We start from the raw sequence: 23,224 nt of genomic DNA, 5'->3' as shown, positions 1-23,224 counted from the left end.
GTATCGCACAGATATGGGGTTTTCGGTTGGGCATGATCCAGCGATGGTAAGCCGAGTTGCATCTTCTGACGAGCTACAGGTCCGCTTCTGGGGTATCCGCGGCTCCACCTGCGCATCCGGCCCTCAGTTCATGGAATTCGGCGGTCATACGGCCTGTGTCGAGATCCGCTGCGGGAAACGTCTCTTCATCGTAGATGCCGGAACGGGCATTTCGGCGTTGGGCAGCGCACTCGGCGAGGATGTCCCTGACACCATCGACATCCTCTTCAGTCACCTTCACCTCGATCATGTGGGCGGCTTGGCCTTCTTCAAGCCGGCCCTCACCAAAGAGCGCTTGGTGCGCACCTATTGCGGCAATCTCGATGGCGAAAGCGCCATGGTTTCCCTCGACAAGCTGTTCTCGCCCCCGCTCTTTCCGGTGCGCCTCGGCCAGTTCCCGGCCCGGTTCGAGCATGTGGGGTTCAAGGCGGGCGACACCCTGACCTTCGACGACGGCGCCCGCATCGGAACCCATTCCCTGAACCATCCGGGGGGCGCTACGGGCTACCGCTTCCAGCACGGGAATCGCAGCGTCTGCTACATCAGCGACGTGGAGCACAGCGAAGCGTGGCCGGATAAGGCTCTCGCCGATTTCGTGCACGATGCCGATCTCATGATCTATGACGGCATGTTCTCCGAGGCCGAGTATCCGCGCTGCCGGGGCTGGGGCCATTCCACATGGGAGAAGGGCGTGGATCTCGCCAAGGCCGCTGGCGTGAAGGCTCTGGCCATTTTCCATCTCTATCCGGGGCATGACGACGCCTTCATCCGCGCCATGGAAGCCGAGATGAAGGCCGTGATGCCAACAGCCTTCGTGGCCCGCGAGCGGCAATCCATCATCCTGGACGCCTCCGGCCAAGAGGCGGTTGCGGATTGGCCCAAGGCCGCTAAGGTGCCCGCCGTCTAGAGCATTGCCCGGCGAAGTCGAAAACCGGTTCGCCGATAGGTCGATGCTCCAGTAGAGATGTTCAAGCGGGCTTTTTCGATGTCCTCACCCATTCTCGTGACCGGAGCGGCCGGTTTCATTGGCTATCATGTGTCCGAGCGGCTGCTGGGTCTGGGCCATCAGGTGGTGGGCGTCGACAGCTTTACTCCCTATTACGATATCGCCCTCAAAGAGGCCCGTTTCGGCAGGCTCACGTCCCGCAATGGCTTTGTCGCCGAGCGCATCGATCTCTCCGACCCGGAAGTCACGCGCGATCTCTTCGGGCGCCACCGCTTCGAGCGCGTCATCCATCTCGCCGCCCAGCCCGGCGTGCGTTTTGTCGATCCACAGCCCTATGCCTCGTCCAACCTCATGGGCTTCATGAACATGCTGGAGGCTTGCCGCCACGCAGAGATCCAGCACCTCGTCTATGCCTCGTCGAGTTCGGTCTACGGCGCCAACCGCAAGCTGCCGTTCTCCGAACATGACGTCACCGAGCATCCGATCAGCCTCTATGCCGCCACCAAGAAGGCCAACGAGATGATGGCGCATTCCTATGCCTCTCTCTTCGGCCTGCCCTGCACGGGCCTGCGCTTCTTCACCGTCTACGGCCCGTGGGGCCGGCCGGATATGGCGGTCTACAAGTTCACCCATGCCATTGCCCAAGGCCGCGAGATCGAGGTGGCCAATGCCGGCAAGGTCTGGCGCGACTTCACCTATGTCGACGACATCGTGGAAGGCATCGTGCGGCTGGTGGAGAAGGCACCCGCGGGTGACCCGGATTGGAATGCGGAGCATCCGGACCCGGCCACAAGCGCGGCCCCGCACCGGGTCTACAATATCGGCAACGACTCGCCGGAAGAGGTGAATCACCTGATCTCCCTCATCGAGAATGCATTGGGCAAACAAGCCACGCGCGCGGATGTGCCGCTGCCGCCGGGTGATGTTCTGGAGACGCGGGCGGACGTGACGGATCTGCGCCGGGATGTCGGCTTTGCGCCTTCAACATCGCTGGAAGACGGCGTGAAGCACTTCGTCGACTGGTACAAAGATTATCATGCTTGCTGATCACTACCTTCTCGCCATTCCTGTATCGGCGTTGCTCACCTGCGTCCTGATCGTCCTGCTGCGGCCTCTCCTGATCCGCTATGCGCTGGCGCGGCCCAACGCGCGTTCGAGCCACAAGATCCCGACACCGCAGGGCGGCGGCATCGCCATTATGGCGGCGGTGTTGATCGTGATTGTTGCAGGCGCGATCTTCTCGCCATGGGCGCCGGTCTGCGCCTGCCCGGAGAAGGGACTGCGTGGCCTGCTCTCCTTCTATGTGATGCGAGATCCCGTCATCATCGTTTTAGGCGCGGCTGTCCTTCTGGCCGTCGTCGGGGCCTGTGACGACATTCGTCCGCTCCCCGCGATTCCACGACTTGTCCTGCAGTTTTTTGCCGTGTTCCTGGTCATCACGGCCAAAGACGTTCGTTTCTTACCGGACGTGGTGCCGTACTGGCTCGAAACCTCATTTCTGATCATCGGAGGTGTCTGGTTCGTCAACCTCGTCAACTTCATGGACGGGCTCGACTGGATGACGGTTGCCGAAATGGTGCCGATCACTGCCTTTCTCACCTTCCTTGGAATTCATACGTCCGACCCCTTCGCCATCTTCACGCTCGGCGTCGGGCCCTTGCTTGCGAGCGCATTGTACGGCGCGCTTCTGGGATTTGCGGTTTTCAATAAGCCCGTGGCTCGGCTCTTCCTGGGCGATGTCGGTTCATTGCCGATCGGCCTGATGGTCGGATGGCTGCTTCTGATATTGGCCCACAACGGAACGTTTGCAGCCGCAATCCTCCTGCCGCTCTACTACCTGATGGACGCCACGATTACCCTCTTCCGCCGCCTCGCAAAGCGCGAGCGGGTATGGGAGGCGCATCGCAGCCATTTCTATCAGCGCGCCACCGGCAACGGCTTCTCCGTGATGGCGGTCGTGACGCATGTCTTCATGCTCAATCTCGCACTTGCTGCCCTTGCGGCCATGACACTTGTTTGGCCCTCAAGCGTTGTGCAGGTTGCAGCCTTGGCTGCAGGACTTCTTCTCGTCAGCCTAGTTCTCTGGCGCTTTTCCCATCCCCGCGTGACGGCATCTGTGGAGGTTTCCCGATGAATGCACCCTTGATTGCGCTCACCGGCTCAACGGGATTCATCGGCCGCCATCTCCTCACCGAGTTGCCGAAGCGCGGTTACCGGATCCGCGTGCTGCTGCGCCGTCCCTCAGATGTGCCGGAGGGTGCATCGAGCGCCGTCATCGGGGACATCGCCTCTCCGCAGAACATGGCGGCGGCCTTGCGCGATGTGGACATGGTGATCCATTCGGCGGGTCTCGCCCATGCCATGTCGGGCCAGCCGGAGAATGATTATCGTACCATCAACACGGAAGCCACGATCAAGCTCGCTCACGCCGCCGAGCGCGCCGGCGTGAAGCGCTTCGTATTTCTCTCCTCAATCCGCGCGCAGAGCGGACCGGTGGCGGAAGGCATTCTCACCGAAGAGATGGAGCCGAAACCCACCGATGCTTACGGACGCTCGAAGCTCGCGGCGGAAAAGGGCCTGAGGGAGCTCGACATCGACTGGGCGGCGCTTCGCCCGGTTCTCGTTTACGGGCCGGGCGTGAAGGGCAACATGGCGGCGCTCCTGAAGATCGCCCATTCTCCCTGGCCGCTGCCGCTCGGCGGCCTGAAGGGAAAGCGCTCGCTGCTCTCCCTCGACAATCTCACGGCTGCCCTCGACACGCTTCTGAAAGCGCAAGGACCTTTGAGGCGGCCCTTCATCGCGGCGGATCCGGAACCGGTGACGGTGCCTGAGATCATCACGGCTCTTCGCAAGGGTTTTGGACGCGGTCCAGGGCTTATTCCCGTTCCGTCCTTCGCGCTGGGCGCTGCTGCTGCGCTGATGGGGAAGGGAGAAGCCTATGAGCGTCTCTCAGGCTCGCTGGTGGCGAGCCCGGAAGCCTTGAGAAGCCTCGGCTGGCAGCCTGTTACCGAGACGCCAGACGGACTTGCTGAGCTGGCACGGCAGGCTGCGGCGTCTGCTGCCGACGCTTGAATTCGGGAATCGCCTCCTCGAACACCCGCTCCGCCGCCGCGCGGTCTCCAGCGACAACGGCCTTGGCCAGCGTTTTCAGCCACTGATCGACTTTGGCACGATCCGCGAAAATGGGCTTGGCGGCCATGACGCCGTCGATGCCGATCTCGGTGCGGGGCTCTTCACGGGCAAACAGGATTTCGTGCAGGCGCTCGCCGGGACGCGTGCCGGTCACGGAGATCTCGATATCCTCGCCAGGCTCATAGCCGGCGAGGCGGATCATGCGCTCGGCAAGCTCATAGATGCGCACGGGCTGGCCCATCTTCAGCACGTAGACGGAGGCGCGCTCGTCGCTGTTCGAACTCTGCATGCGGATGCGGTCCTCGCCCGCATGAGAGGCAGAGGTGAGCACGAGATCGGCCGCCTCGCGCGTCGTCATGAAATAGCGCACCATGTCGGGATGCGTGACGGTGATCGGTCCGCCGCGGGCAATCTGCGTCTTGAACTTCGGCACGACGGAACCGACGGAACCCAGCACGTTGCCGAAACGCACAGCGATGATGCGTGTCGCACCATTGCCGCCCATGAACTCGGCATCGAGTGCCTGGCCGTACATCTCGGCGAACCGCTTGGTCGCGCCCAGCATCGAGACGGGATCGATAGCCTTGTCGGTCGAGATCATCACGATCTCCGAGACGCCAGCCTCAACCGCCGCGTCGGCCACGTTCACGGAACCGAACACGTTGGTCTTGATGCCTTCGGCCCAGTTCCGCTCGAGATAGGGAACGTGCTTGAGAGCGGCAGCGTGGAAGACCACGTCGGGACGGAAATCGTTCATCACCTCCTGCACCCGCGTACGGTCGCGCACGTCGGCGATGACCCCGTCGACATTGGTGTCGCTGGAGAGAAGAGTGGGATTTTCCAGGATGTGGTGCAGGGACGGCTCGGAGCTCTCCAGGATCATCAGATCGCTCGCGCCGAAAGCCACGACGCGCGTGCAGATTTCCGAGCCGATAGAGCCGCCGCCGCCGGTCACGAGAACACGCTTGCCGCGAATGAAGTTTTCAAGCCGCTGCCGGTCGATCTGCACCGTGGGGCGTAAGAGAAGATCCTCGATCTCAAGCGGTGCCAGCTCCGCATCACGCATGCCTTCACCGAGACTGGTCACGCGGACCAGCGGCAGGCCGAGGCGACGAGCCCGGGCGAGCAGCATGTCCGGATTGGCCTCAGGCACGAGCGCGCTCGGCGTCGCCACGAGGCGGCGGATCGATTCACCCCGCTCATGGAAATCCTGCACCACCTGATCGAGATCGGTGAAGGTGCCCAGCACCGGCACGCCGCGTATCGACTGCCCGAGATCATCGACACGGTAGGACAGGATGCCCTGCGGGCGCATTTTCTTGACCGTGCCCGTCTCGATGGCGCGCAGGATCACCTCGATATCGGTGCCGCGCCCCAGAAGCAGGATCGGCGTGTTCGAGTCGCGGCCGAGGGTGTGGCGCGAGCGGGCATATTTGAAATAGCGGAAGGCCAAGCGCGGGCCGCCCAGCAGAAACATCTGGATCAGCCAGTAGAGGGCGATCGTGATCTTGCCGAAGAAGAACGAGCCGAAGAACTGCGGCGAGAGCACAATATAGTCGGTGATCAGGAGTGCCAGCGCCAGGACGGTCGAGGCCCGGAAAATGTTGAACAGATCGGGCAGGGAAGCGAAGCGCCATTTGGAGCGGTAGAGGTGGAAAATCCAGTAAACGACGCCTGCGAAGACGATGAAAGGTGGCAAAAAGATCGGCAGATGGACCAAGCGTTCCTGGAGAAGTGGTCCCTCAAAGCGCACGATAAAGGTCGCGGGGACGGCCACACCCGTCATCACGAGATCATGCACGATAATAAGAGCTTTCTTAAATTCCTGCCGATTCATTGCCTTGCCAAACGTTAAACCGGGGGTATCGGTCCGGCTCACCCCTTTGTCAATGTAATAATATCACCTGTTTCACGGTCTTCAGCCTCCCTGCCCGGGTTCCGCCAGCGGGCGGTCCGCCACCACGACGAGATGTCCTCCGTCGTGCGAGACATGCGCCTGGATCCCGAAATTGGCGGCAAGCAGCTCCTCCGTCAAAACCGCTTCGGGCGGACCGGAGGCGGCAACAATTCCTTGATTCAGCAGGATGATCTCATCTGCGAAGCGTGCCGCCAAGGTCAGATCGTGCATGATGGCCGCAACCGTCGTGCCGGCTCTGGCCTGCTCTTTGAGGACATCGAGAACGATGAGCTGATGGCGCGGATCGAGCGCGGCGACGGGTTCGTCGGCGAGGAGAACCCGGGCCTGCGTCGCGAGAGCGCGGGCTAGAAGCACACGGGCACGTTCGCCGCCCGATAGTTCCGTGGCCGGCCGATTCTCGAAGCCTTCGAGGTCGGCCGCGTGAATTGCAGCGGCTACCGCCTCCTGGCCCTTCAATGACAGGCTGTCGGGCTTTTCGCCATGAGGAAGACGGCCGAGCGCGATGACATCGGCCACAGGCAGGGGCCAGGCGACGTTCCCGCCCTGTGGCAGATAGGCGATGCAGCGCGACCGCTCTCCGGCGCTCATGCGTGAAACCGGCTGCCCATCGAGTGTCACCTGCCCCGCGGTCGGTTCGAGCAACCCGGCCAGGGTGCGCATCAGCGTGGTCTTGCCCGCGCCGTTGGGCCCCACGATCACGGTGAGACGACCTGAGGGCAGCGTGAGATCGACACGTGAGAGCGCATGGCGTTGGCCAAGATCGACAGCGAGCGAACGGGCGCGAAGCTCGGTCATACGGGCATCTCCGCGAGCTCGGCCTTGCGACGGGCGATGACCCAGAGAAAGAACGGCACGCCGAGAATGGCGGTGAGCACGCCGACCTTGATCTCCGTCTGGGACGGGATGAGGCGCACCGCGCAGTCGGCGGCGAGCAGCAAGGCCGCCCCCGCCAAGCCTGAGGGAACGAGGGTCCGGGCGGGATCGTAGCCTGCGAAGGGACGCACCAGATGAGGTGCGACGAGGCCGACGAAACCGATCGAACCCACGACCGCCACTGAAGCTCCGGTGCCGATGGCAGCCCCTGCCACCAGCAGAAGCCGCAGGCGCATCACGTCGACGCCGAGGCTCCGTGCGGTCTCCTCGCCGAGAGCCAGCGCCCGCAAGCCTGTCGAGGAGGACAGGACAAGGACGGAGGCCGCAAGGATAAACGGCGCTGCGAGCCAGACATGGATGATCGAGCGATCCTCGAAGGAGCCCAGCAACCAGAACACGATCTCGGTGACGGCGAAGGGATTGGGCGAGAGGCTGATGGCCAGCGAAGTGCCTGCCCCCGCAAGACTTCCGACGGCGAGCCCTGATAGAACGAGAACCACCACGGTGGCCCTGCGCCCGGCCACCGTCACCACGAGCGCGACGGAGAGAAGCGCCCCGAGGATCGCCGCAAAGGGCAGCGCCCAGGAGAGCGCGCCCACGAGGCCGGAATAGAGCACCAGCACCGCGCCGAAGGCGGCCGCCTGCGGCGCGCCGAACACCGCCGTGTCGGCGAGCGGATTGCGCAACAATCCTTGAAGGCCCGCTCCCGTGAGACCGAAGATCCAGCCGATCAGGAGAGCGAGCAGCGTCCTGGGCAAGCGGATGTCGCGCACGACGATGCTCGTACTGCCCTGATCCGAGACGAGCGCCGTCAACGCCTTGAAGGGCGTAATCGGGGCAGGCCCGATGACGAGGGAGGCGAGGCTCAAGGCTCCGACGAGGAGGATGAGGCCGAAGATGAGAGGCAGCCGGGACGAGCGCATGAAGGAATCGGTGTTGACGCATCCGCGATAGCAACAGCATCGTCAGGTGTCACCCTATGTTACGGGTTCAACCCTGGCGTTCTTCCGTGGTACGAACGCATCCACGTCATCGCGCATTGCTTGAGGAGCCGGCATGAATCGTTTGTTCGCCAACCTGCCCACCACCGTCTTCGAGGTCATGTCGAGCCTTGCCCGGGAGACCGGCGCCATCAATCTCGGCCAGGGCTTCCCGGACGATCCGGGGCCGGAGGACGTGCGGCGCGCGGCGGCGGATGCGGTGCTCAATGGCTACAATCAGTATCCCTCGATGATGGGCATTCCGGAGCTGCGCTCCGCGATTGCCGCCCACTACAAGCACTGGCAGGGCCTCGATCTCGATGCGAACACCGAAGTGATGGTGACCTCCGGCGCGACGGAGGCGCTCGCCGGCGCGATCCTCGGCATCGTGGAGCCGGGCGACGAGGTGGTGCTGTTCGAGCCCATGTATGACGCCTATCTGCCCCTCGTGCGGCTTGCCGGCGGCATTCCGAAATTCGTCACGCTCCAGCCCCCCCATTTCCGGCTGACGGAAGAAGCTCTGTCGAAGGCCTTCTCGCCGAAGACCAAGGCCGTGGTGTTCAACAACCCGCTCAATCCCACGGCGACCGTGTTCTCGAACGAGGATCTAGGCCTGCTCGCGGAATTCTGCCGCAAGTTCGATGCGATCGCGATCTCGGACGAGGTGTGGGAGCACGTGGTGTTCGACGGCCGCAAGCATCAGCCGGTGCTGGGATTGGAGGGCATGCGCGACCGCTCGGTGAAGATCGGCTCGGCGGGAAAGATTTTCAGCCTCACGGGCTGGAAGGTGGGCTTCGTGGCTGCCGCCCCGCACATCATGAAGGTGCTGGCGAAATCCCACCAGTTCCTCACCTTCACCACTGCCCCGAACCTGCAGGTCGCCGTGGCCTACGGCCTGGCCAAGGACGACAGCTATTTCGAGGACATGCGGAAAAACTTCACCCGCAGCCGCGACCGCTTCACGGAAGGTTTGAGGACGCTCGGCTTCAACGTGATCCCGAGCCAGGGCACCTACTTCCTCAACATCGACATCACGCCTCTGGGCGAGACCGACGATGTCGCCTTCTGCCGCCGCCTCGTCATGGAGCATGGTGTCGCCGCCATTCCGGTCTCCGCCTTCTACGCGGAAGGGGCGGTGAAGAACGTGGTGCGCTTCTGCTTCGCCAAGAAGGATTCCACCCTCGACGCAGGCCTGGAGCGGCTGGCCGACGTGGTGAAGCGGGCGGCCTGAGCGCATCAAGAACGGCCCGTTCCGGAAGCTGCCTTGGACGGAGGCCTGATCAGGCTAACGGCAGGGATGGATCCAAAGCAGCCTTGACGGGCGGATCATTCGGACTTCAATTAAACGCCTAGCACATCGAGCGGAAAACCGGATCCGGTTTTCCGCTCGAACGATGCGCTCGCTATAGAAGAAAGCATCGGATTGAATCCCAAAAGTGGCCTCCACTTTTGGGTCCGATGCTCTAGCCGACCAAGGCTTTTCTCTTTTTCAGGAGTTCCGCCCTCAATGTTCCGCCTTCTCGCCTCCGTTGCCCTCACCTTGGGGCTTGTGACCGGCGCCGCCGCTCAAGAGCGTGTGGTCAATGTCTATAACTGGTCCGATTACGTGGACCCGAAGGCGCTGGACGAGTTCACGAAACAGACTGGCATCAAGGTGGTCTACGACACCTACGACAACAACGAGATCGTCGAGACGAAGCTTCTCGCCGGCAAGTCCGGCTACGATATCGTGGTGCCCTCAGGTCCGTTCGTGCAGCGCCTGATCGGCGCCAAGGTGTTCCAGAAACTCGACAAGTCGAAGCTTACGAACCTGTCGAACCAGTGGCCGGACGTGACGCAGCGCCTCGCCGTGTTCGATCCGGGCAACCAATATGCCGTGAACTACATGTGGGGCACCACCGGCATCGGCCTCAACGTGAAGAAGGTGAAGGAGATCCTGGGCGACGTGCCACTCAACACCTGGGATCTCGTAATGAAGCCGGAGATCGCCTCGAAGCTGAAGGCCTGCGGCATCTACATGCTGGACAGCCCTGAAGATCTCTTCCCCGGTGTGATGGCTTACCTGGGCCTCAACCCCGATTCCAAGCGCAACGAGGATCTGACCAAGGCAGGGGACGCACTCTTCCGCATCCGCGGCAATATTCAGAAGTTCCATTCCTCCGAGTACATCAATGCGCTCGCCAACGGCGATATCTGCGTGGCGGTGGGCTATTCGGGCGACATGATCCAGGCCAAGAAGCGCGCCGAGGAAGCCAAGAACAATGTGGAGATCGCCTATGTGATCCCGCGCGAGGGCGCACTGATGTGGTTCGACAGCTTCGTGATCCCGGCGGATGCCAAGAACGTGGCCGAGGCGCATGAGTTCATCAACTTCATGCTGAAGCCCGAAATCGCCGCCATGAACACGAACTACGTGTCCTATGCCTCGGGCAACCTCGCCGCCAAGCAGCATATCGATCCGGCGATCCTCAACGACCCCGGCATCTATCCGGATGAGGCCACCATGAAGCGCCTCTTCACCAACACAGCTTATGACGAGCGCTCGCAGCGCACCGTCACCCGCCTGTGGACCCGGGTAAAGACGGGCCGTTAATCGCCCGCTCAGGATTCGTCCTGAATGATTGTTGCGCCCATCAAGCTCCGCCTTCGGGTGGAGCTTTTGTTTTCGGAAGGACTTTTCAGCAATGCGCCTCGCCCTTGCAGCGGCTCTTAGCCTTGCCCTCGGCCTTGTCTCCCCGGCTCTCGCCCAAGTCCCCGCTCCACGCCAGCCGGCCATCAGCGTGATGGGGACCGGCGAAGCCGAGCTGAAGCCGGATTTCGCCACCATCTTCTTCAGCGTGGAGACCAAGGGCGATACGGTGGCGCAGGCGACGAACGCCAATCGCGCAGGAACGGAGCGTGTGCTTGCCCGCATCCAAGGCATCGGGATCAAGAAGGAAGATATCCAGACGGCAAATTTCCAGGTCTTCCAGACGCCGCAGCAGATCGGCCCCGACGGCCGGGAGATCAAGCAGCCCAAGTTTTCCGCCAATCACCAGCTGCGAATCAAAACACGCGACATCGATGGGGTCGGCCAGCTCGCGGGCGAGATCCTCGCCAGCGACGACATGACCTTCCAATCCGTCTCCTTCGGGCTCGACCGGCAAGAGGAAGGCGGAGACAAGGCCCGCGAAGCAGCCGTTCGCGATGCCAAGCGTCAGGCGGACGTCTATGCCGCCGCCGCAGGCGTTGAGCTGGGCCGCGTCTTGGAGATCCGGGACGGTTCCGCCCAACCTGTCGAACCGCAGCCTGAGATGATGCGGATGCGGGCCGCCATGGCGAAGGGCGCCGACGCCATCCCGCTCGTGCCCCCGGCCACGATCCGCTACACCGCCAACGTGCAGCTCGTCTGGGAAATCGCCCCGAAGCCTTGATGGGTCAGCGTCAGGCAGCCCTGACGCTGGCGAGGAACTGATGGATCTCACGGCCGAGGCGCTCGGCTTGGCCGTCCAGCGCAGCCGAGAGATTCGCCACGGCGCGGGCCGCATCGAGAGAGCGGACGGCGACCGTCTCGGTAGTCTCGATGGCCGAGGCTCCAGCCTGCGCTTCCGTCGAGACCTGAGCGACCGAGCGGGCGATGTCGGAGACCGCCACCGTCTGCTGGCTCACGGTGCCTGCAACCGCGGAGACCACGCCTGCGAGATCGTCGACGGAGGCCTGCACGGAGCCGAGCGCCACGAGCGTCTCGCGGGAGGCGGCCTGCACCGCCTCGATCTGCCGTGCGATCTCCTCCGTCGCCTTGGATGTCTGGCCCGCCAGATCCTTCACCTCAGATGCGACGACCGCAAAGCCCTTGCCGGCCTCGCCGGCGCGCGCCGCCTCGATGGTGGCGTTGAGCGCCAGCAGGTTGGTCTGGGACGCGATGGTGCGGATGAGATCGGCCACCTGTCCGATATGGGAGGTCGCCTCCGCCAGAACCGTCATGCTGCCGGAAGCGCCGCGTGCCTCCGCCACGGCGCGCTCAGAAGCTCGGGTTGAAGCATTCGTCTGAGCAGCCACTTCGGCCAACGACGCATCGAGCTCTTCCGCCGCGCTCGCCACGGCCGCCATGTTCTGCGACGTGCGCGACGAGGCAGTGCCGGCGACCTGTGCCTGTTGAGTGACCTGATTGGCCGACCCCTCCAGTTCTCCGGAAGCGGCCGTGAGATCGCCGGTAGCGCGGCGGACCTCGCCGAGGATCTGCTCCACGGAGGCATCGAAGCTGGCAATCGCCTCGGCAATGGTCTGGGCGCGCTGCGCCTCGAAGGCAGCCTGCCCTTCGCGCTCCTGCGTCAGCCGCTCGCGCTCGCGGGCATTGTCGCGGAAGACCAGAACCGTGCGCGCCATGGCGCCGATCTCGTCGGACGCAAGCGTCGAGGGAACCTCGACGCTTGCGTCACCATCGGCCAAGCGCTTCATGGCCTGCTGCAGGTGGGAGAGAGGCAAGGAGATGGATCTGCCGACGAGGAAGTTCAGGGCCAGACCCAGCAGCAGCGTGATGCCCATGGCCCAGAGAATCAGGGTGAAAGTGCGCTGCTGCGACGCCGTGAGGGCCTCAGCGGTCCTCTGTGCTTCGGTGTGGACCTTGGCCAGGAGCTGGTCGAGCACGGGCACGAGCAGGTCGAACTGACCTTTCAGGCGCTCGCCCTGGCCTGCAACCTGCTGCTCCAGCTCCGCCCAGGAACTGAAGGCCTTCTGATAGGCGTCGCCGGCTTCCTGGATGGACGCTTTCTCGGCGGCGATCTCCTCGGGAAGCTGCGCCAGGGCGCGGGTGAAGCGGCCCTGATCGACCTCGAAGGCGCCGAGCAGGCTCTCATCCATCACGAGACGGGCGCGGGCCTCCTGCCTGAACAGGCCCAGGGTCGCTGCCCACAAACGCAAGGAGGCCGCCTCACCATTTCCAGCGAGCGGCCTGACCAGTTTCTCAAGGTTCTCTTCTGCGGACAGGAGACTTCCCAGTGCCCCTTCGTCCGCCTTGTAGCCAATGCCTGTGTAGAGCTTGTCGAGGACGGTGCCCTGCTCGATGATGGTCGCCGAGCGACCTCTGAGCTCCTTCACCTCCGCCTCGATCAGGATGGCTCCTGGAGCGGAGCTCATCTCATCGAGCTGGGCAGCAAGAGCCTTGTGCTGGTCGAAAAAGGCTTGTCCGTGATGGCCCTGACGGGTTGCCGTCCATTCCAGGGCCACGGCTTTCAAAGCATCGGCCCGGCCGCGGAACTGATAGGCCTTCTCGGCCAGGGCAAAGTAAGTCTGCTGCGTCTCAAGAGCCGCTTCCACTTCGCTCCGGCCCGTTTGAAACACGGCGCCGATCACCGCGAATCCAACCACCATGACCCCGCTCAGGGCCGCCACACGTATCCTGACAGACGGCCAACGCAAGCCAACAAGAGACATTGTCCCGATTCTCCCCCATTATTGGAGGCACGCTAGCGAGGCTTGCTTGCGTGAAGTTGGCGTCGCGGAATGAATGCCTGACGATAGAGGATCAGGCTGCCTTCGGCAGCTCGGTCATGATCGCGTAGAGCGCAGCCGCATCCTTCGTGGCGCGGACCCGCTCGATGAGACCGGGCTCGCGTAGCACCCGCGCCACCCGGGCGAGGGCCTTCAGGTGGTCCGCTCCCGCTCCCTCGGGCGCGAGGAGCAGGAACAACACATCGACCTGCTGGCCGTCGAGTGCCTCGAAATCGATCGGCTTCTCGAGCCGCGCCACCAGACCGAAAATGCGGGTAAGGCCCGGCAGCTTGCCATGAGGAATGGCGATTCCTTCTCCGATTCCGGTCGAGCCGAGACGCTCGCGCTGGAGAAGGGCCTCATAGATGGCGTTCTCGGGTAAGCTCGTGAGCCTGGCCGCATGGAAGGCCAACTCCTGGAGAGCCTGCTTTTTGCCGCTCACGCGCAGGGCGGGCAGAACGGCCTGAGGGTCTAGAAAATCCAGCAAGGGCATCGATCACGCTGCATTAGGATGAGAAGCCTTATGGCCTCGCACCGTTCCAGGCAAAAATCAGGCCAAGAGGGGTAATCCCATCAAGGCTGAGCGGGCGGCGGGTCGACCCAACCGATCGCCCCATCGCCGCGGCGGTATACGACGTTCACGCGGCCGGTGCTAGCGTGGATGAACACGAGAGCGGCCATTCCCGTCAGATCGAGCTGCATCACCGCGTCGCTGACGGATAAGCGATGAAGCGGTTTCGTGGTTTCCGCAATAACGACAGGATGATAGCCCCCCTCCTCGACAGCCTCGTCGGTCGGCGATTCGAGCACCGAATAGGGTACTTCCAGGCCGCTTTCACGCTCATTGCCGGGATTGGCGTGCTCCTTCAGCCGCTGCTTGTAGCGGCGCAGGCGCTTTTCGATCCGAATCGCAGACTGGTCGAAGCTGGAATAGGCATCCTGGGCCGCACCCGAAGCCTCGATAGTCATGCCCGAGGTCAGATGGAGCACGCAATCGGTACGAAAGCCGGCGCCGTCGCGGGCCACCGTCACATGGCCGGAATAGCCGCCATCGAAATATTTCGACATAGCGTCCGCCACACGCGCCTGAACCTGGGATCGAAGGGCTTCACCGATATCGAGATTCTTGCCCGAAACCCTCAGCGTCATGGCGATCTCCCTTTGAATGTGCCCATTTTAATGGGACTGGCTTGAAGCCATCATGATCTTAACCTAGGGCAAAGCAAGCGCCATTGCTGGATGTCATGATCTTCCAAAACGATGCCGCCTCCGGCGCTCCGCCGACGAGGGGATGCGCAAGGCTTCCCGGTATTTGGCGATGGTCCGGCGGGCGACATCGATCCCCTCAGCTTTCAAGACGTGTGCAAGTGCCTGATCCGAGAGCACCTTGTCCGGAGTCTCGGCTGCGATCAGCTGCCGGATGCGGTGGCGGACGGCCTTGGCCGCATGCTCCCCCTCGCCTGTCGCCGCGTTCAGGAAGAACTTCATGGGATGCGTGACACCACCCGCTCCGATGGCCTTGTTGGCGACGACGCGCGAGATCGTGGATTCGTGCATCCCAATGGCCTCGGCCACGCTTTTCAGGGTCATGGGCCGCAAAGCCGCGATGCCCTTCCGAAAGAAGCCCTCCTGCTGGCGCACGATCTCGGTCGCCACCGTCAGAATGGTCTTGGCCCTCTGGTCGAGGCTGCGGGTCAGCCAGCTTGCCGTCTGCAGGCAGTCGGAGAGAAAGCTCTTGTCCTCGGTCTTGCGCACGGCCTTCGCCACTTCCGCATAATAAGTGCGGTTGAGCAGGACGCGCGGCAGGGTATCGGGGTTGAGCTCCACGATGAAGCTGCCATCGGCGGCCGGGCGGACGAGCACGTCGGGCACGAGCACGTCGATGGGTGCGGCCGTGAAAGCAAGGCCGGGCTTCGGCTCCAGGCGGCGGATCTCGGCGAGCATATCGACGAGGTCGTCGCGATCGACACCACAGAGTTTCTGGAGCGCTGCGAAGTCCTGTTTCGCCACAAGGTCCAGGCGCGAGAGCAGAATCTGCATGGCCGGATCGAGCCGGTCCCGCTCTCGCAGCTGGATTTCAAGGCATTCCGTCAAGTTTCGCGCGCCGATCCCCGAGGGTTCGAGGGCCTGGATCAGTTTCAGCGCATCTTCAGCCTGCTGCAGAGAGACCTCAAGCCGATCAGCCACATCCTGAACAGCCTCGGTGAGGTAGCCGGCCTCGTCCAGGTTATGAATCAGATGACGGCCGATCTCCCGTAAGGTGGAATCAGCGGAGGCGAGGTCGAGCTGCGCTTCAAGGTAATCCGTCAGGCTCTGCGCACCGGCGAGCGTTGCCTCGAGCTCGGGTTCCAGCTCGGAATGAGCGGAAGCCGAAGCTTGAGGCGAAGCTCCGACAACGGCTTCCCCCCGCGCCGGCGGCGGGCCGGGGATCATTCGGCCACCGGCGTCGGCATATCTCTGCTTGGCGCGCAGGAAATCGGCGAGGCTCGGAGGCGGCGCATCCCCATGCGCCTCCGCTTCCTGCAGGAGCGGATTGCGCTCGAGCTCCGCCTCCACATAAGCGACGAGTTCCGCATGGGAGAGCTGCAGCAACTTGATGGATTGAACGAGCTGGGGAGTCATCGTCAGGGACTGGCCCTGGCGCAGCTCAAGCCGTTGCATCGAACTCATCACGGCACCCAACGCATTTCAGGCACGCTTCTTGCATGCCCGATTCTTTTACTGCGATGTCTCCCATGACGTCAAAAGGCAGATCGTCCTGCCATCTGCCTTTCGTTTGATGCTCTTTTTATTGTCGCGCATCGGTTGGAGCGGAAAACCGGGCCCCCTTTTCGCTGACGCGGCCCTCCAGTTCCGCACGATGCCTAGAGGCGGAAGTCCTCGCCGAGATAGAGACGGCGCACGTCCTCGTTGGCAACGATTTCGTCCGGCGCGCCTTCTGTGAGCACACGTCCGGAATGGATGATATAGGCGCGGTCGATGAGGCCCAGCGTCTCGCGCACGTTGTGGTCGGTAATGAGCACGCCGAGGCCGCGGCGGGTGAGGTGCCGCACGAGGTTCTGAATATCGCCCACCGCGATGGGGTCGATGCCCGCGAAGGGCTCGTCGAGGAGCATGAAGGTGGGTTCACCCGCAAGCGCGCGGGCGATTTCGCAGCGACGACGTTCACCGCCCGAAAGCGCGATGGAGGGTGCCTTGCGCAGGCGCGTGATGTTGAACTCGTCGAGCAGCGCGTCGAGCTTGCGCTCTCGCTCCTTGCGGCTCGGCTCCACGATTTCGAGCACGGCACGGATATTGTCCTCCACGCTCAGGCCACGGAAGATCGAGGCCTCCTGCGGCAGGTAGCCGATGCCGAGGCGCGCACGGCGGTACATGGGCAGGCCCGTCACATCGTGGCCGTCCAGACTGATGACGCCGCGATCCGCCGAGACGAGACCCGTGATCATGTAGAAGATCGTGGTCTTGCCCGCGCCGTTAGGACCGAGAAGACCGACCGCTTCGCCAGCGCGCACATTCAGGCCCGCATCCTGCACCACCGTGCGGCCACGGTAGCTCTTCTGCAGCCCCTTCACGGCGAGAATGCCAGGGCCGCCGAAGACGCTCGTATCGTCCACGCGGCCGAACACATGCGGCGCAGGCCCCGCCGAATGGCGGCCTAAGGTCGTCGTGTCCGCCAGGGCGGATTGGGGGCGGTTGAAAAAAGACTTCACGGAATCCATCGCCGAAAAGGAAAGAGAAGGCTGGCTAAGCCCATGAACTTACTGCTTGGGCTTGGCATTGCCGGCGCCCGTCGGAGCCGGTGCGCCATTGCCGGGCACGAACAGCGCCCGCACGCGGCCGCCGGGCTTGGTGTCGATGCTCGCCACACCCGTATTGATGTCATAGACCACGCGCTCGCCCCGGGTCACGTTGGGGCCGTCGCTCAGGGCGGCGTTGCCGGTGAGCAGGATCCTGTTGGCGCCCCGGTCGAAGGTGGCATTGTCGCCGGTGGCCACCTGCGTCTTGGAAACGATGGTCACCGGGCCCTTGCACTCGATCTTCTTGATTGCGCTCTCGCTAGGCCCTTGTGCTGTCGTGGCGGCGGGCGGTGCACCGCCTTCACGGTTCCGCTGCTCGTAAAACACGGTCATGGCCGTGCACTTCATGGTGCTCTCGCCCTGGACGGCCACCACATCGCCGGAAAAGACCGCGCGCCCTTCCTTGTCGAACACGTCGAGCTTGTTGGCGTCGATCTTGATCGGCTCCTTGCTGGATCCGAAATTGCCGAAGCCGACCGCCCGCTCCTTCGAGGTTTGAGCCCAGGCAGCGGATGCCGCTGCGGGAAGGAGAAGCGTGAGAGCGAGCGCGTGACGTGCGAAACTCATCATGGACGAACACTTGTCGGTTGGGCCGCTTTGGCGGCATCAGGAGAAGAAACAGAGGTGGACGGGTCAGAGTCGGCCGCAGGCATGAAGGTGGTGCGCACACGCCCCTTGAAGCTCATGACCTTGCCGTTGTCGATGACCCTGAGGCCTTGAGCCTCGATCTGACCATTGCCGCCGAGGATCACGGTGACAGGCTCGCTGGTCGTCACCAAGCCGGCCTTGAAGTCCACGAAGGCGGACCGCATCTGGACTTCCTGGCCCGCATCGGTCCTGACACGGACGTTCTGGTGCAGGTTCATCTGCTCCTTCTGGGTATCCAGCACGCCGACATTAGCCTCAAGCCTGGCGGCGCTGCCTTTGTCGTCCGTCACGACGCGGGCCCTTAGGTCCTTCAGCTCCACGAAATTCGGCTTGCGCACATCCTGCGTAGCGGCGCTGGCCGTCACCTCATAAGGCCGGTTGTCGTTCTTGAAGCCTGTGAGCTTCGGGGCTTCCATGGTCACGTTGGTGCCATTGACCCCGATGGAGCCGAAGCTCAGGTTCTCGATCTTCTTGAAGGGCTCAAAATAGGCGAAGAAGCCAACGACTCCCATCGACAGGACGGATCCTAGGGGAATTGCGATCTTGGCAAAACGCACCCAGCGGGAATGGCGCCGGGCTTTGTTGAAGGCGCGCGTGCGCGCAACCGGCTTTGATGCCGGGCCACCCTGTATCGTGGTGCCCTGAAGTCCCGCCACGCTCAATCCAATCCCTTCTGTCTCACTGCGGTCTGGCGCCATGCCTATCGGTGATGGCGATGTTATGACGGAGATGGGTTTTATGCGGGAAAGTTTAAGCCTGCGTCAACTATGCGCAAAAATGTCGGTCTCGGGCCAGCCGAGAAGGTCGAGCTGCGCCCGGGTCGGCAGGAACGAAAAGCATTGATGGGCAATGCCGAGGCGGTTTTCCCGCTCCAGCCTCAGGTCCAGCTTTTCCTTCAGGGCATGCAGGTACAGAACGTCCGAGGCTGCATAATCGAGCTGGGCCGGGGTCAGCGTCTCCGCACCCCAGTCGGAGGATTGCTGCTGCTTGGAAATCTCCACCCCGATGAATTCCCGCACGAGATCCTTGAGACCATGCCGATCCGTATAGGTGCGCACCAGTCGTGAGGCCACCTTGGTGCAGTAGACGGGTCTCGGCATCACGGCGAAGGCATGGAAGAGCACGGCGAGGTCGAACCGGGCATAGTGAAAGATCTTGAGCACGCTCTCGTCGGCAAGAACGCGGATCAGGTTTCCCGGCAGGGGGCCGTCCTTCAGGATCTGCACCACATCGGCCGTGCCGTCGCCCTTCGAGATCTGCACCACGCAGAGGCGGTCCCGGTGCGGATTGAGGCCGAGGGTCTCGGTATCGATCGCAATCGCGGAGCCGGGCTGATAATCCGCGGGGAGATCGCCGCGATGAAAGCGCGCTGTCATGGAAGAAAAGCCACCTGAATAAGACGTCATCTTGGCTTAACCCGTCTCGGAACGGGCTTCAACGATCAAGAAAAGCCCCGCCGGGAAGCGGGGCTTTTCCGATGATGGATGGTGCGCCTCAGTAGCAGACCTCAACCCGCCGCCAGACATAACGACCGTAGCGGTTGACCACGCGCCTGCGCTCGATCGCGCATCGGGGCCCGTAATAGGCAGGCCTGTAATAGCCAGGCCCATACCCGTAGTAGGGATTTGCCAGGGCGCCGAGGGTCAGACCTCCGACAAGACCTGCCACGACAGCGCCGCCGCCATAACCGCGACGATAGTAAGGGCGATAGGGATACCGATAATAACCGTAGCGGGGACCGTAATAGCCATACCGGCGAGGGTAATAGGCAGCGCGACGGTAGCCGTAGCGAGGGCCGTAATAAGCGCGGCGATAACCACCGTAATAGCGATTACCGTAATAGCGGCTCCGGTAGTAGCGATTACCGTAATAGGGAGCAGCACGGTAGCGAGGATTTGAAAAGTAATAGTCACGCTCGCCTGTCTGCGCCGAGACCGTGCTCGGCTGGATCGCTGCGGCACCGCCAAAAATCAAGGCCGCAGCCAGTAGGGTTTTGAACGATGCACGCATGGCATCCTCCACGACACGCTTTGCGGGACAACGGCAGAATGTATCCCGATGTTCCCGTTTTGTCTTAAGTCGGTGAAGCAAGAGGTCTTTTGGCGACGAGTCTCCAGCGGGCAGGCGGGCTCATGCGGCGCAGCGTTTCGTCGTGAAGGACGAGTGGTGTCAAATGGAAATCAGAAATATGGAGACCCGCGAGAACGAGGATCAGCGCGGCCACGAGCCGGTGCAGAACAACGAGAACGCGAGGATCGCGGGCATGAAAGCCTCTAGGGGGCGAGGGATCATCTTCCTAGAAGGCTGACCGTCCACCTTAAGGCTTCGCAATGTTCTTCAGAGGCTTTTCGGCTGTTGGCCAGACCGGTTTTCACGTTCCTGTATCGCTGGGCCATGCGGTTTCGTCACGAGATCCTCAAGGACGGCTGCGAGGGTTTCGCGGCTGATCGGTTTCTCGAGCCACGGCACATTCTGCAGCTCGGGAGGGCCACCCTTCTTCGGGGGCAGCCCGGAATAGATCACGAATGGGATGCCCCGGCTCTTCAGCTCGCGGGCGATCTCCACGGATGTGCCATCCCTGATCATGACATCGAGCAGCGCAATGTCAGGCGCATCGCTTTCAAGCCAACTCAAGGCTTGCGCATTGCTCATGAAGGGGCCCTCCACCGCAAACCCAGCCTCTTCAAGAGAGGCCTCAAGCGACATCCCGATCAAAGCTTGGTCTTCGACAATCATGCAGCGCGTTTGAGGCATCGAATCTGCTTTCGTGTCACGTTGCTTTGGACGAAGGGCCTGTATCGAGGGAATGGAAGAGGTCCGTTCAAGGAAAAGCGAATCATTTCGTCTATTCACAAAATAAAATGTGCTTCAACGCGGCCCACATCTCATTCACTCATGTAAATCTGGGCTTTAAGGGGGAATTTAAGTTTTTGGTGACCCTTACTCTCGTAAGGTCAGCATCCCACGTTAGACACGAGGGAAATTTTATTACTATTGTTCATTTGGGCCTTGCCGGACCGGATTCCTGGACACAAATTCCTAATCCGCAATTCCGCTGGGAAAGCGGTCCAGCTTCACATAGGTTAATGCACCGGCCGGCCAAGAGACGTCTGCTCTTGAGTTCAGGATTCGGAAGGGATGCAAATGGCGGCTGAAACAGCCTTGAAAGAGCAGATGCTGACCGCCATCCCTCATCTGCGCGCCTTTGCCATCTCTCTTTGTGGCAATGTAGACCGCGCCGACGACCTGGTCCAGGGCGCTCTTCTGAAGGGCCTTAGCAACCTCGACAAATTTCAGCCCGGCACGAGTATGCAGGCCTGGCTCTTCACCATCCTGCGCAACGACTTTCTCACCCAAGCTCGCCGCGGCAAGCGCGAGGTCGAAGATCCTGAAGGTACCTGGGCCGAGCGCGTGGCCGTGCTGCCCGAGCAGGGATCGCGGCTCGATTTCGATGACATGCTGAAGGCGCTCGGCCAGCTTCCTCTCGACCAGCGCGAGGCGCTCCTTCTCGTGACCGCAGAGGGTCTGACCTACGAGGATGCTGCACGGATCTGCGGCACCAATATCGGCACCATCAAGAGCCGCATCAATCGTGCGCGTCGTCGCTTGGCCGAACTGATGAACTTCGATGCCCACGACGATCTCGGCCCCGACCGTCTCGTCAAGGCCGCTCTCTTCATGCACACATCGGCTTAAGGCGAAACGCTAGAGCATCGTGCGGACCCGAAGAGCCGCGTCAGCGAAAAGTGGATCCGGTTTTCCGCACGATGCGCTTCCTGAGGAAGAGAGCATCGGATGGATCCCAAAAGTGGATTCCACTTTTGGGTCCGATGCTTTAGCCACGACAAGGCGGCCTGCACGCCCGGATCGAGGCGACAGCAGAACGATATTCGGCAGCAGCCTGGGGATCGATTCGCCGAAGAGCGGCAATCACCGCATCGATCTGCGACTTTGGTTTCAGCTCGGGCAAGATTCCGTTGGCCACACGCTCGAGCATGATCTCGTCCCGTGCCCAGGAAATCAGGATCGTGCGCTTCTCTCGCCGCGAGAGCAAGGGATGCGTGACGACCTCGGCCGGATGCTGGAACGCGCTTCGCGGATCGGCCAGGGCATCCGCAAGCGATGGAATGGAAAAACAGGAGGAAGTGGCCGACGGGGAGTGCGTGTTGTGTTGGATATGATCGACATCACGAGCAATCGTCTGATTCATCGGATCTCCTTCTTCCGCGAAGGAAGTGAGCGCCCGGAGAACCGGGCGCCCTGCCATGTGACGTGGTTTGAGATTTAGTGCTTGGTGGTTTCCGCACTGTTGACGGCGATGCGCTTCACGTTCGGCTTGGCTTCGGCCGATTTGGGCATCGTGACGGTGAGCACGCCATTTCTGAAGGAAGCGTCGATCTTGTCTTCCTCCACGTCCCAGGCGAGCGGGATGCGGCGCTCGAAGCGGCCGTAATAGCGCTCGCTGAAGGCGCGGTCCTTGTCCTCGATCTCGGATTTCTTCTCGCCGCGGATAGTAAGGACGCCGTCGCCCATCAGCACCTCGACATCCTTGTCCTCCATGCCCGGCAGTTCGGCCGAGACGCGTACATCCTTGTCGGTTTCGATGACTTCCACATGCGGCCAGCCGCCGATGCGTCCCGTGCCGCTACCCATGCCGCTACCCATGCCGCCGAGCGAGCCGAATGGGGCGACCTCGAAATTGCGGAAGACATCGTCGAAGAGCCGGTTCATCTCGCGATGAAGGGTCATGAAGGGATCGCTCTCCTCGCGGAAGCGGCTCGGGATCGTTTGGTTTTGACGACCCCAGGGGATCAAATCGCGCATGTTCATCGCTCAATCCTCCTTGTCTGCACAGGGGACGGTGCGGCGCCGGTTCCCAGCCGGCGCCGGTTCCATCATTCGGGCCTTAAGCGGCCTTGTCGTGTTCGATCTGCTGCGGTTGAGACCTAGCCGTCGTGATCTCGATCCGGCGCGGTTTCAGGGCCTCGGGCACCTCGCGCTTCAGGCCGATCGTCAGCAGGCCGTTCTCGAGGCCAGCACCAACGACCTTCACGTGGTCGGCAAGGTTGAAGGTCTGCTTGAAGGCGCGGGTCGCGATGCCGCGATGCAGATATTGCTTGCCTTCCTCCGAACCCTTCTTCTGGCCCGAAACGACAAGCTGGTTCTCTTTCTGCGTGATCTCGATCTCATCCGTCGAGAAGCCGGCAATCGCCATGGTGATGACGTACTGGTCCTCGCCCGCCTTCTCGATGTTGTAGGGCGGCCAGTTGGTCATGGAGTCGATCTGCGAGGACTGATCGAGCAGATCGAACAATCGGTCGAATCCGACCGTCGAGCGGTAGAGGGGAGAAAAGTCGAAAGCCGATCTCATAGCTACATCCTCCATAATGAGCAACGTAACCATAAGGGCACCGGACACCTC

The 23,224-nt window shown here is 62.3% G+C and carries 25 protein-coding genes; 9 read left to right on the top strand and 16 right to left on the bottom strand.

The window, feature by feature from the left end; translation table 11 throughout:
- Positions 1–43 precede the first annotated feature (43 nt).
- The 4 genes from AA309_RS05945 (at position 44) to AA309_RS05930 (ending at position 4,057) form a co-directional block, all read left to right on the top strand.
- Complete coding sequence (locus AA309_RS05945) at positions 44–946, top strand: MBL fold metallo-hydrolase (protein ID WP_047188047.1); 903 nt, start codon at positions 44–46, stop codon at positions 944–946.
- Between the two features lie 78 nt (positions 947–1,024).
- The gene (locus tag AA309_RS05940; RefSeq protein WP_047188214.1) at positions 1,025–2,032 is read left to right on the top strand and encodes an NAD-dependent epimerase/dehydratase family protein; all 1,008 of its coding nucleotides are present in this window, start codon (positions 1,025–1,027) and stop codon (positions 2,030–2,032) included.
- Positions 2,022–3,119 carry an MraY family glycosyltransferase gene (locus tag AA309_RS05935; protein WP_150117404.1) on the top strand — a complete coding sequence of 366 codons (1,098 nt, stop codon included), beginning with the start codon at positions 2,022–2,024 and terminating at the stop codon, positions 3,117–3,119. Before AA309_RS05940 ends, AA309_RS05935 begins: the two co-directional genes overlap by 11 nt.
- Positions 3,116–4,057 carry an NAD-dependent epimerase/dehydratase family protein gene (locus tag AA309_RS05930; RefSeq protein ID WP_047188045.1) on the top strand — a complete coding sequence of 314 codons (942 nt, stop codon included), beginning with the start codon at positions 3,116–3,118 and terminating at the stop codon, positions 4,055–4,057. The genes AA309_RS05935 and AA309_RS05930 overlap by 4 nt, the downstream gene beginning before the upstream one ends.
- Here the strand turns inward: AA309_RS05930 and AA309_RS05925 are convergent.
- The 3 genes from AA309_RS05925 to AA309_RS05915 all read right to left on the bottom strand — a co-directional run bounded on the left by AA309_RS05925 (position 3,990) and on the right by AA309_RS05915 (position 7,831).
- The gene (locus AA309_RS05925; RefSeq protein WP_047188044.1) at positions 3,990–5,954 is read right to left on the bottom strand and encodes a nucleoside-diphosphate sugar epimerase/dehydratase; all 1,965 of its coding nucleotides are present in this window, start codon (positions 5,952–5,954) and stop codon (positions 3,990–3,992) included. The two genes, AA309_RS05930 and AA309_RS05925, sit on opposite strands and share 68 nt — an antisense overlap.
- Before the next feature lie 81 nt (positions 5,955–6,035).
- On the bottom strand, positions 6,036–6,830 hold the full coding sequence (locus AA309_RS05920; RefSeq protein ID WP_047188043.1) for an ABC transporter ATP-binding protein: 795 nt from the start codon (positions 6,828–6,830) through the stop codon (positions 6,036–6,038).
- Complete coding sequence (locus tag AA309_RS05915; RefSeq protein WP_047188042.1) at positions 6,827–7,831, bottom strand: FecCD family ABC transporter permease; 1,005 nt, start codon at positions 7,829–7,831, stop codon at positions 6,827–6,829. Before AA309_RS05915 ends, AA309_RS05920 begins: the two co-directional genes overlap by 4 nt.
- Before the next feature lie 133 nt (positions 7,832–7,964).
- Between AA309_RS05915 and AA309_RS05910 the strand changes: the two genes are divergently transcribed.
- The 3 genes from AA309_RS05910 (at position 7,965) to AA309_RS05900 (ending at position 11,301) form a co-directional block, all read left to right on the top strand.
- Positions 7,965–9,119, top strand: coding sequence for an aminotransferase (locus tag AA309_RS05910; RefSeq protein WP_047188041.1), 1,155 nt, complete (start codon positions 7,965–7,967; stop codon positions 9,117–9,119).
- Positions 9,120–9,395: 276 nt separating this feature from the next.
- Positions 9,396–10,481, top strand: a complete 1,086-nt coding sequence (locus AA309_RS05905; RefSeq protein WP_047188040.1) for a polyamine ABC transporter substrate-binding protein — start codon at positions 9,396–9,398, stop codon at positions 10,479–10,481.
- A gap of 91 nt (positions 10,482–10,572) precedes the next feature.
- Positions 10,573–11,301 (top strand): SIMPL domain-containing protein, encoded by a 729-nt coding sequence (locus tag AA309_RS05900; protein ID WP_047188039.1) that lies wholly within the window; start codon positions 10,573–10,575, stop codon positions 11,299–11,301.
- A gap of 10 nt (positions 11,302–11,311) precedes the next feature.
- On the opposite strand, the gene AA309_RS05895 is transcribed toward AA309_RS05900, so the two are convergent.
- The 9 genes from AA309_RS05895 to AA309_RS35755 form a co-directional block, all read right to left on the bottom strand.
- A complete protein-coding gene (locus AA309_RS05895; protein ID WP_047188038.1) occupies positions 11,312–13,237 on the bottom strand; it encodes a methyl-accepting chemotaxis protein in 1,926 nt (641 codons plus the stop codon).
- A 154-nt stretch (positions 13,238–13,391) separates the two neighbouring features.
- Complete coding sequence (gene ptsN / locus AA309_RS05890) at positions 13,392–13,850, bottom strand: PTS IIA-like nitrogen regulatory protein PtsN (protein WP_047188037.1); 459 nt, start codon at positions 13,848–13,850, stop codon at positions 13,392–13,394.
- 80 nt (positions 13,851–13,930) lie between these two features.
- Complete coding sequence (hpf, locus tag AA309_RS05885; protein ID WP_047188036.1) at positions 13,931–14,506, bottom strand: ribosome hibernation-promoting factor, HPF/YfiA family; 576 nt, start codon at positions 14,504–14,506, stop codon at positions 13,931–13,933.
- 93 nt (positions 14,507–14,599) lie between these two features.
- On the bottom strand, positions 14,600–16,027 hold the full coding sequence (rpoN, locus tag AA309_RS05880; RefSeq protein WP_200901949.1) for an RNA polymerase factor sigma-54: 1,428 nt from the start codon (positions 16,025–16,027) through the stop codon (positions 14,600–14,602).
- Positions 16,028–16,221: 194 nt separating this feature from the next.
- Positions 16,222–17,076: an LPS export ABC transporter ATP-binding protein gene (gene lptB, locus AA309_RS05875; RefSeq protein ID WP_047188034.1), complete on the bottom strand. Its 855-nt coding sequence runs from the start codon at positions 17,074–17,076 to the stop codon at positions 16,222–16,224.
- Positions 17,077–17,115: 39 nt separating this feature from the next.
- Positions 17,116–17,724 (bottom strand): LptA/OstA family protein, encoded by a 609-nt coding sequence (locus AA309_RS05870; RefSeq protein ID WP_244470270.1) that lies wholly within the window; start codon positions 17,722–17,724, stop codon positions 17,116–17,118.
- Positions 17,721–18,458, bottom strand: a complete 738-nt coding sequence (lptC, locus tag AA309_RS05865; RefSeq protein WP_047188212.1) for an LPS export ABC transporter periplasmic protein LptC — start codon at positions 18,456–18,458, stop codon at positions 17,721–17,723. The genes AA309_RS05870 and lptC overlap by 4 nt, the downstream gene beginning before the upstream one ends.
- A gap of 105 nt (positions 18,459–18,563) precedes the next feature.
- Entirely contained in the window at positions 18,564–19,178 is a 615-nt protein-coding gene (locus AA309_RS05860) for a ribonuclease D (RefSeq protein ID WP_047188033.1), read from the bottom strand.
- Between the two features lie 118 nt (positions 19,179–19,296).
- Positions 19,297–19,812 (bottom strand): hypothetical protein, encoded by a 516-nt coding sequence (locus AA309_RS35755; protein ID WP_047188032.1) that lies wholly within the window; start codon positions 19,810–19,812, stop codon positions 19,297–19,299.
- Positions 19,813–19,975: 163 nt separating this feature from the next.
- Between AA309_RS35755 and AA309_RS37180 the strand changes: the two genes are divergently transcribed.
- A complete protein-coding gene (locus AA309_RS37180) occupies positions 19,976–20,110 on the top strand; it encodes a hypothetical protein (RefSeq protein ID WP_280136878.1) in 135 nt (44 codons plus the stop codon).
- A 29-nt stretch (positions 20,111–20,139) separates the two neighbouring features.
- Here AA309_RS37180 and AA309_RS05850 read toward each other — a convergent pair whose 3' ends face one another.
- On the bottom strand, positions 20,140–20,538 hold the full coding sequence (locus AA309_RS05850) for a response regulator (RefSeq protein ID WP_280136879.1): 399 nt from the start codon (positions 20,536–20,538) through the stop codon (positions 20,140–20,142).
- A gap of 408 nt (positions 20,539–20,946) precedes the next feature.
- Here AA309_RS05850 and AA309_RS05845 point away from each other — a divergent pair, with 408 nt between their 5' ends.
- Positions 20,947–21,498, top strand: coding sequence for a sigma-70 family RNA polymerase sigma factor (locus tag AA309_RS05845; protein WP_084730891.1), 552 nt, complete (start codon positions 20,947–20,949; stop codon positions 21,496–21,498).
- Between the two features lie 139 nt (positions 21,499–21,637).
- On the opposite strand, the gene AA309_RS31720 is transcribed toward AA309_RS05845, so the two are convergent.
- From AA309_RS31720 to AA309_RS05830, 3 genes are all read right to left on the bottom strand, one after another.
- Positions 21,638–22,012: a hypothetical protein gene (locus AA309_RS31720; protein ID WP_150117403.1), complete on the bottom strand. Its 375-nt coding sequence runs from the start codon at positions 22,010–22,012 to the stop codon at positions 21,638–21,640.
- Between the two features lie 74 nt (positions 22,013–22,086).
- Entirely contained in the window at positions 22,087–22,632 is a 546-nt protein-coding gene (locus AA309_RS05835; protein ID WP_047188031.1) for an Hsp20/alpha crystallin family protein, read from the bottom strand.
- 76 nt (positions 22,633–22,708) lie between these two features.
- Positions 22,709–23,173: an Hsp20 family protein gene (locus AA309_RS05830; RefSeq protein WP_047188208.1), complete on the bottom strand. Its 465-nt coding sequence runs from the start codon at positions 23,171–23,173 to the stop codon at positions 22,709–22,711.
- Positions 23,174–23,224: the final 51 nt, after the last annotated feature.

Source organism: Microvirga vignae, assembly GCF_001017175.1.
Lineage (GTDB): Bacteria > Pseudomonadota > Alphaproteobacteria > Rhizobiales > Beijerinckiaceae > Microvirga > Microvirga vignae.
The sequence above is the reverse complement of the archived record's forward strand: the minus strand, read 5'-3'. Positions and strand labels throughout refer to the sequence as shown.

What these genes read in the sequence shown, in the direction of transcription:
- AA309_RS05945 (WP_047188047.1), top strand. Translation starts at nt 44, where the DNA reads ATGGTAAGCCGAGTTGCATCTTCTGACGAGCTACAGGTCCGCTTCTGG.
- AA309_RS05940 (WP_047188214.1), top strand. Translation starts at nt 1,025, where the DNA reads ATGTCCTCACCCATTCTCGTGACCGGAGCGGCCGGTTTCATTGGCTAT.
- AA309_RS05935 (WP_150117404.1), top strand. Translation starts at nt 2,022, where the DNA reads ATGCTTGCTGATCACTACCTTCTCGCCATTCCTGTATCGGCGTTGCTC.
- AA309_RS05930 (WP_047188045.1), top strand. Translation starts at nt 3,116, where the DNA reads ATGAATGCACCCTTGATTGCGCTCACCGGCTCAACGGGATTCATCGGC.
- AA309_RS05925 (WP_047188044.1), bottom strand. Translation starts at nt 5,954, where the DNA reads ATGAATCGGCAGGAATTTAAGAAAGCTCTTATTATCGTGCATGATCTC.
- AA309_RS05920 (WP_047188043.1), bottom strand. Translation starts at nt 6,830, where the DNA reads ATGACCGAGCTTCGCGCCCGTTCGCTCGCTGTCGATCTTGGCCAACGC.
- AA309_RS05915 (WP_047188042.1), bottom strand. Translation starts at nt 7,831, where the DNA reads ATGCGCTCGTCCCGGCTGCCTCTCATCTTCGGCCTCATCCTCCTCGTC.
- AA309_RS05910 (WP_047188041.1), top strand. Translation starts at nt 7,965, where the DNA reads ATGAATCGTTTGTTCGCCAACCTGCCCACCACCGTCTTCGAGGTCATG.
- AA309_RS05905 (WP_047188040.1), top strand. Translation starts at nt 9,396, where the DNA reads ATGTTCCGCCTTCTCGCCTCCGTTGCCCTCACCTTGGGGCTTGTGACC.
- AA309_RS05900 (WP_047188039.1), top strand. Translation starts at nt 10,573, where the DNA reads ATGCGCCTCGCCCTTGCAGCGGCTCTTAGCCTTGCCCTCGGCCTTGTC.
- AA309_RS05895 (WP_047188038.1), bottom strand. Translation starts at nt 13,237, where the DNA reads ATGGTGGTTGGATTCGCGGTGATCGGCGCCGTGTTTCAAACGGGCCGG.
- ptsN (WP_047188037.1), bottom strand. Translation starts at nt 13,850, where the DNA reads ATGCCCTTGCTGGATTTTCTAGACCCTCAGGCCGTTCTGCCCGCCCTG.
- hpf (WP_047188036.1), bottom strand. Translation starts at nt 14,506, where the DNA reads ATGACGCTGAGGGTTTCGGGCAAGAATCTCGATATCGGTGAAGCCCTT.
- rpoN (WP_200901949.1), bottom strand. Translation starts at nt 16,027, where the DNA reads ATGAGTTCGATGCAACGGCTTGAGCTGCGCCAGGGCCAGTCCCTGACG.
- lptB (WP_047188034.1), bottom strand. Translation starts at nt 17,076, where the DNA reads ATGGATTCCGTGAAGTCTTTTTTCAACCGCCCCCAATCCGCCCTGGCG.
- AA309_RS05870 (WP_244470270.1), bottom strand. Translation starts at nt 17,724, where the DNA reads ATGATGAGTTTCGCACGTCACGCGCTCGCTCTCACGCTTCTCCTTCCC.
- AA309_RS05860 (WP_047188033.1), bottom strand. Translation starts at nt 19,178, where the DNA reads ATGACAGCGCGCTTTCATCGCGGCGATCTCCCCGCGGATTATCAGCCC.
- AA309_RS35755 (WP_047188032.1), bottom strand. Translation starts at nt 19,812, where the DNA reads ATGCGTGCATCGTTCAAAACCCTACTGGCTGCGGCCTTGATTTTTGGC.
- AA309_RS37180 (WP_280136878.1), top strand. Translation starts at nt 19,976, where the DNA reads ATGGAAATCAGAAATATGGAGACCCGCGAGAACGAGGATCAGCGCGGC.
- AA309_RS05850 (WP_280136879.1), bottom strand. Translation starts at nt 20,538, where the DNA reads ATGATTGTCGAAGACCAAGCTTTGATCGGGATGTCGCTTGAGGCCTCT.
- AA309_RS05845 (WP_084730891.1), top strand. Translation starts at nt 20,947, where the DNA reads ATGGCGGCTGAAACAGCCTTGAAAGAGCAGATGCTGACCGCCATCCCT.
- AA309_RS31720 (WP_150117403.1), bottom strand. Translation starts at nt 22,012, where the DNA reads ATGAATCAGACGATTGCTCGTGATGTCGATCATATCCAACACAACACG.
- AA309_RS05835 (WP_047188031.1), bottom strand. Translation starts at nt 22,632, where the DNA reads ATGAACATGCGCGATTTGATCCCCTGGGGTCGTCAAAACCAAACGATC.
- AA309_RS05830 (WP_047188208.1), bottom strand. Translation starts at nt 23,173, where the DNA reads ATGAGATCGGCTTTCGACTTTTCTCCCCTCTACCGCTCGACGGTCGGA.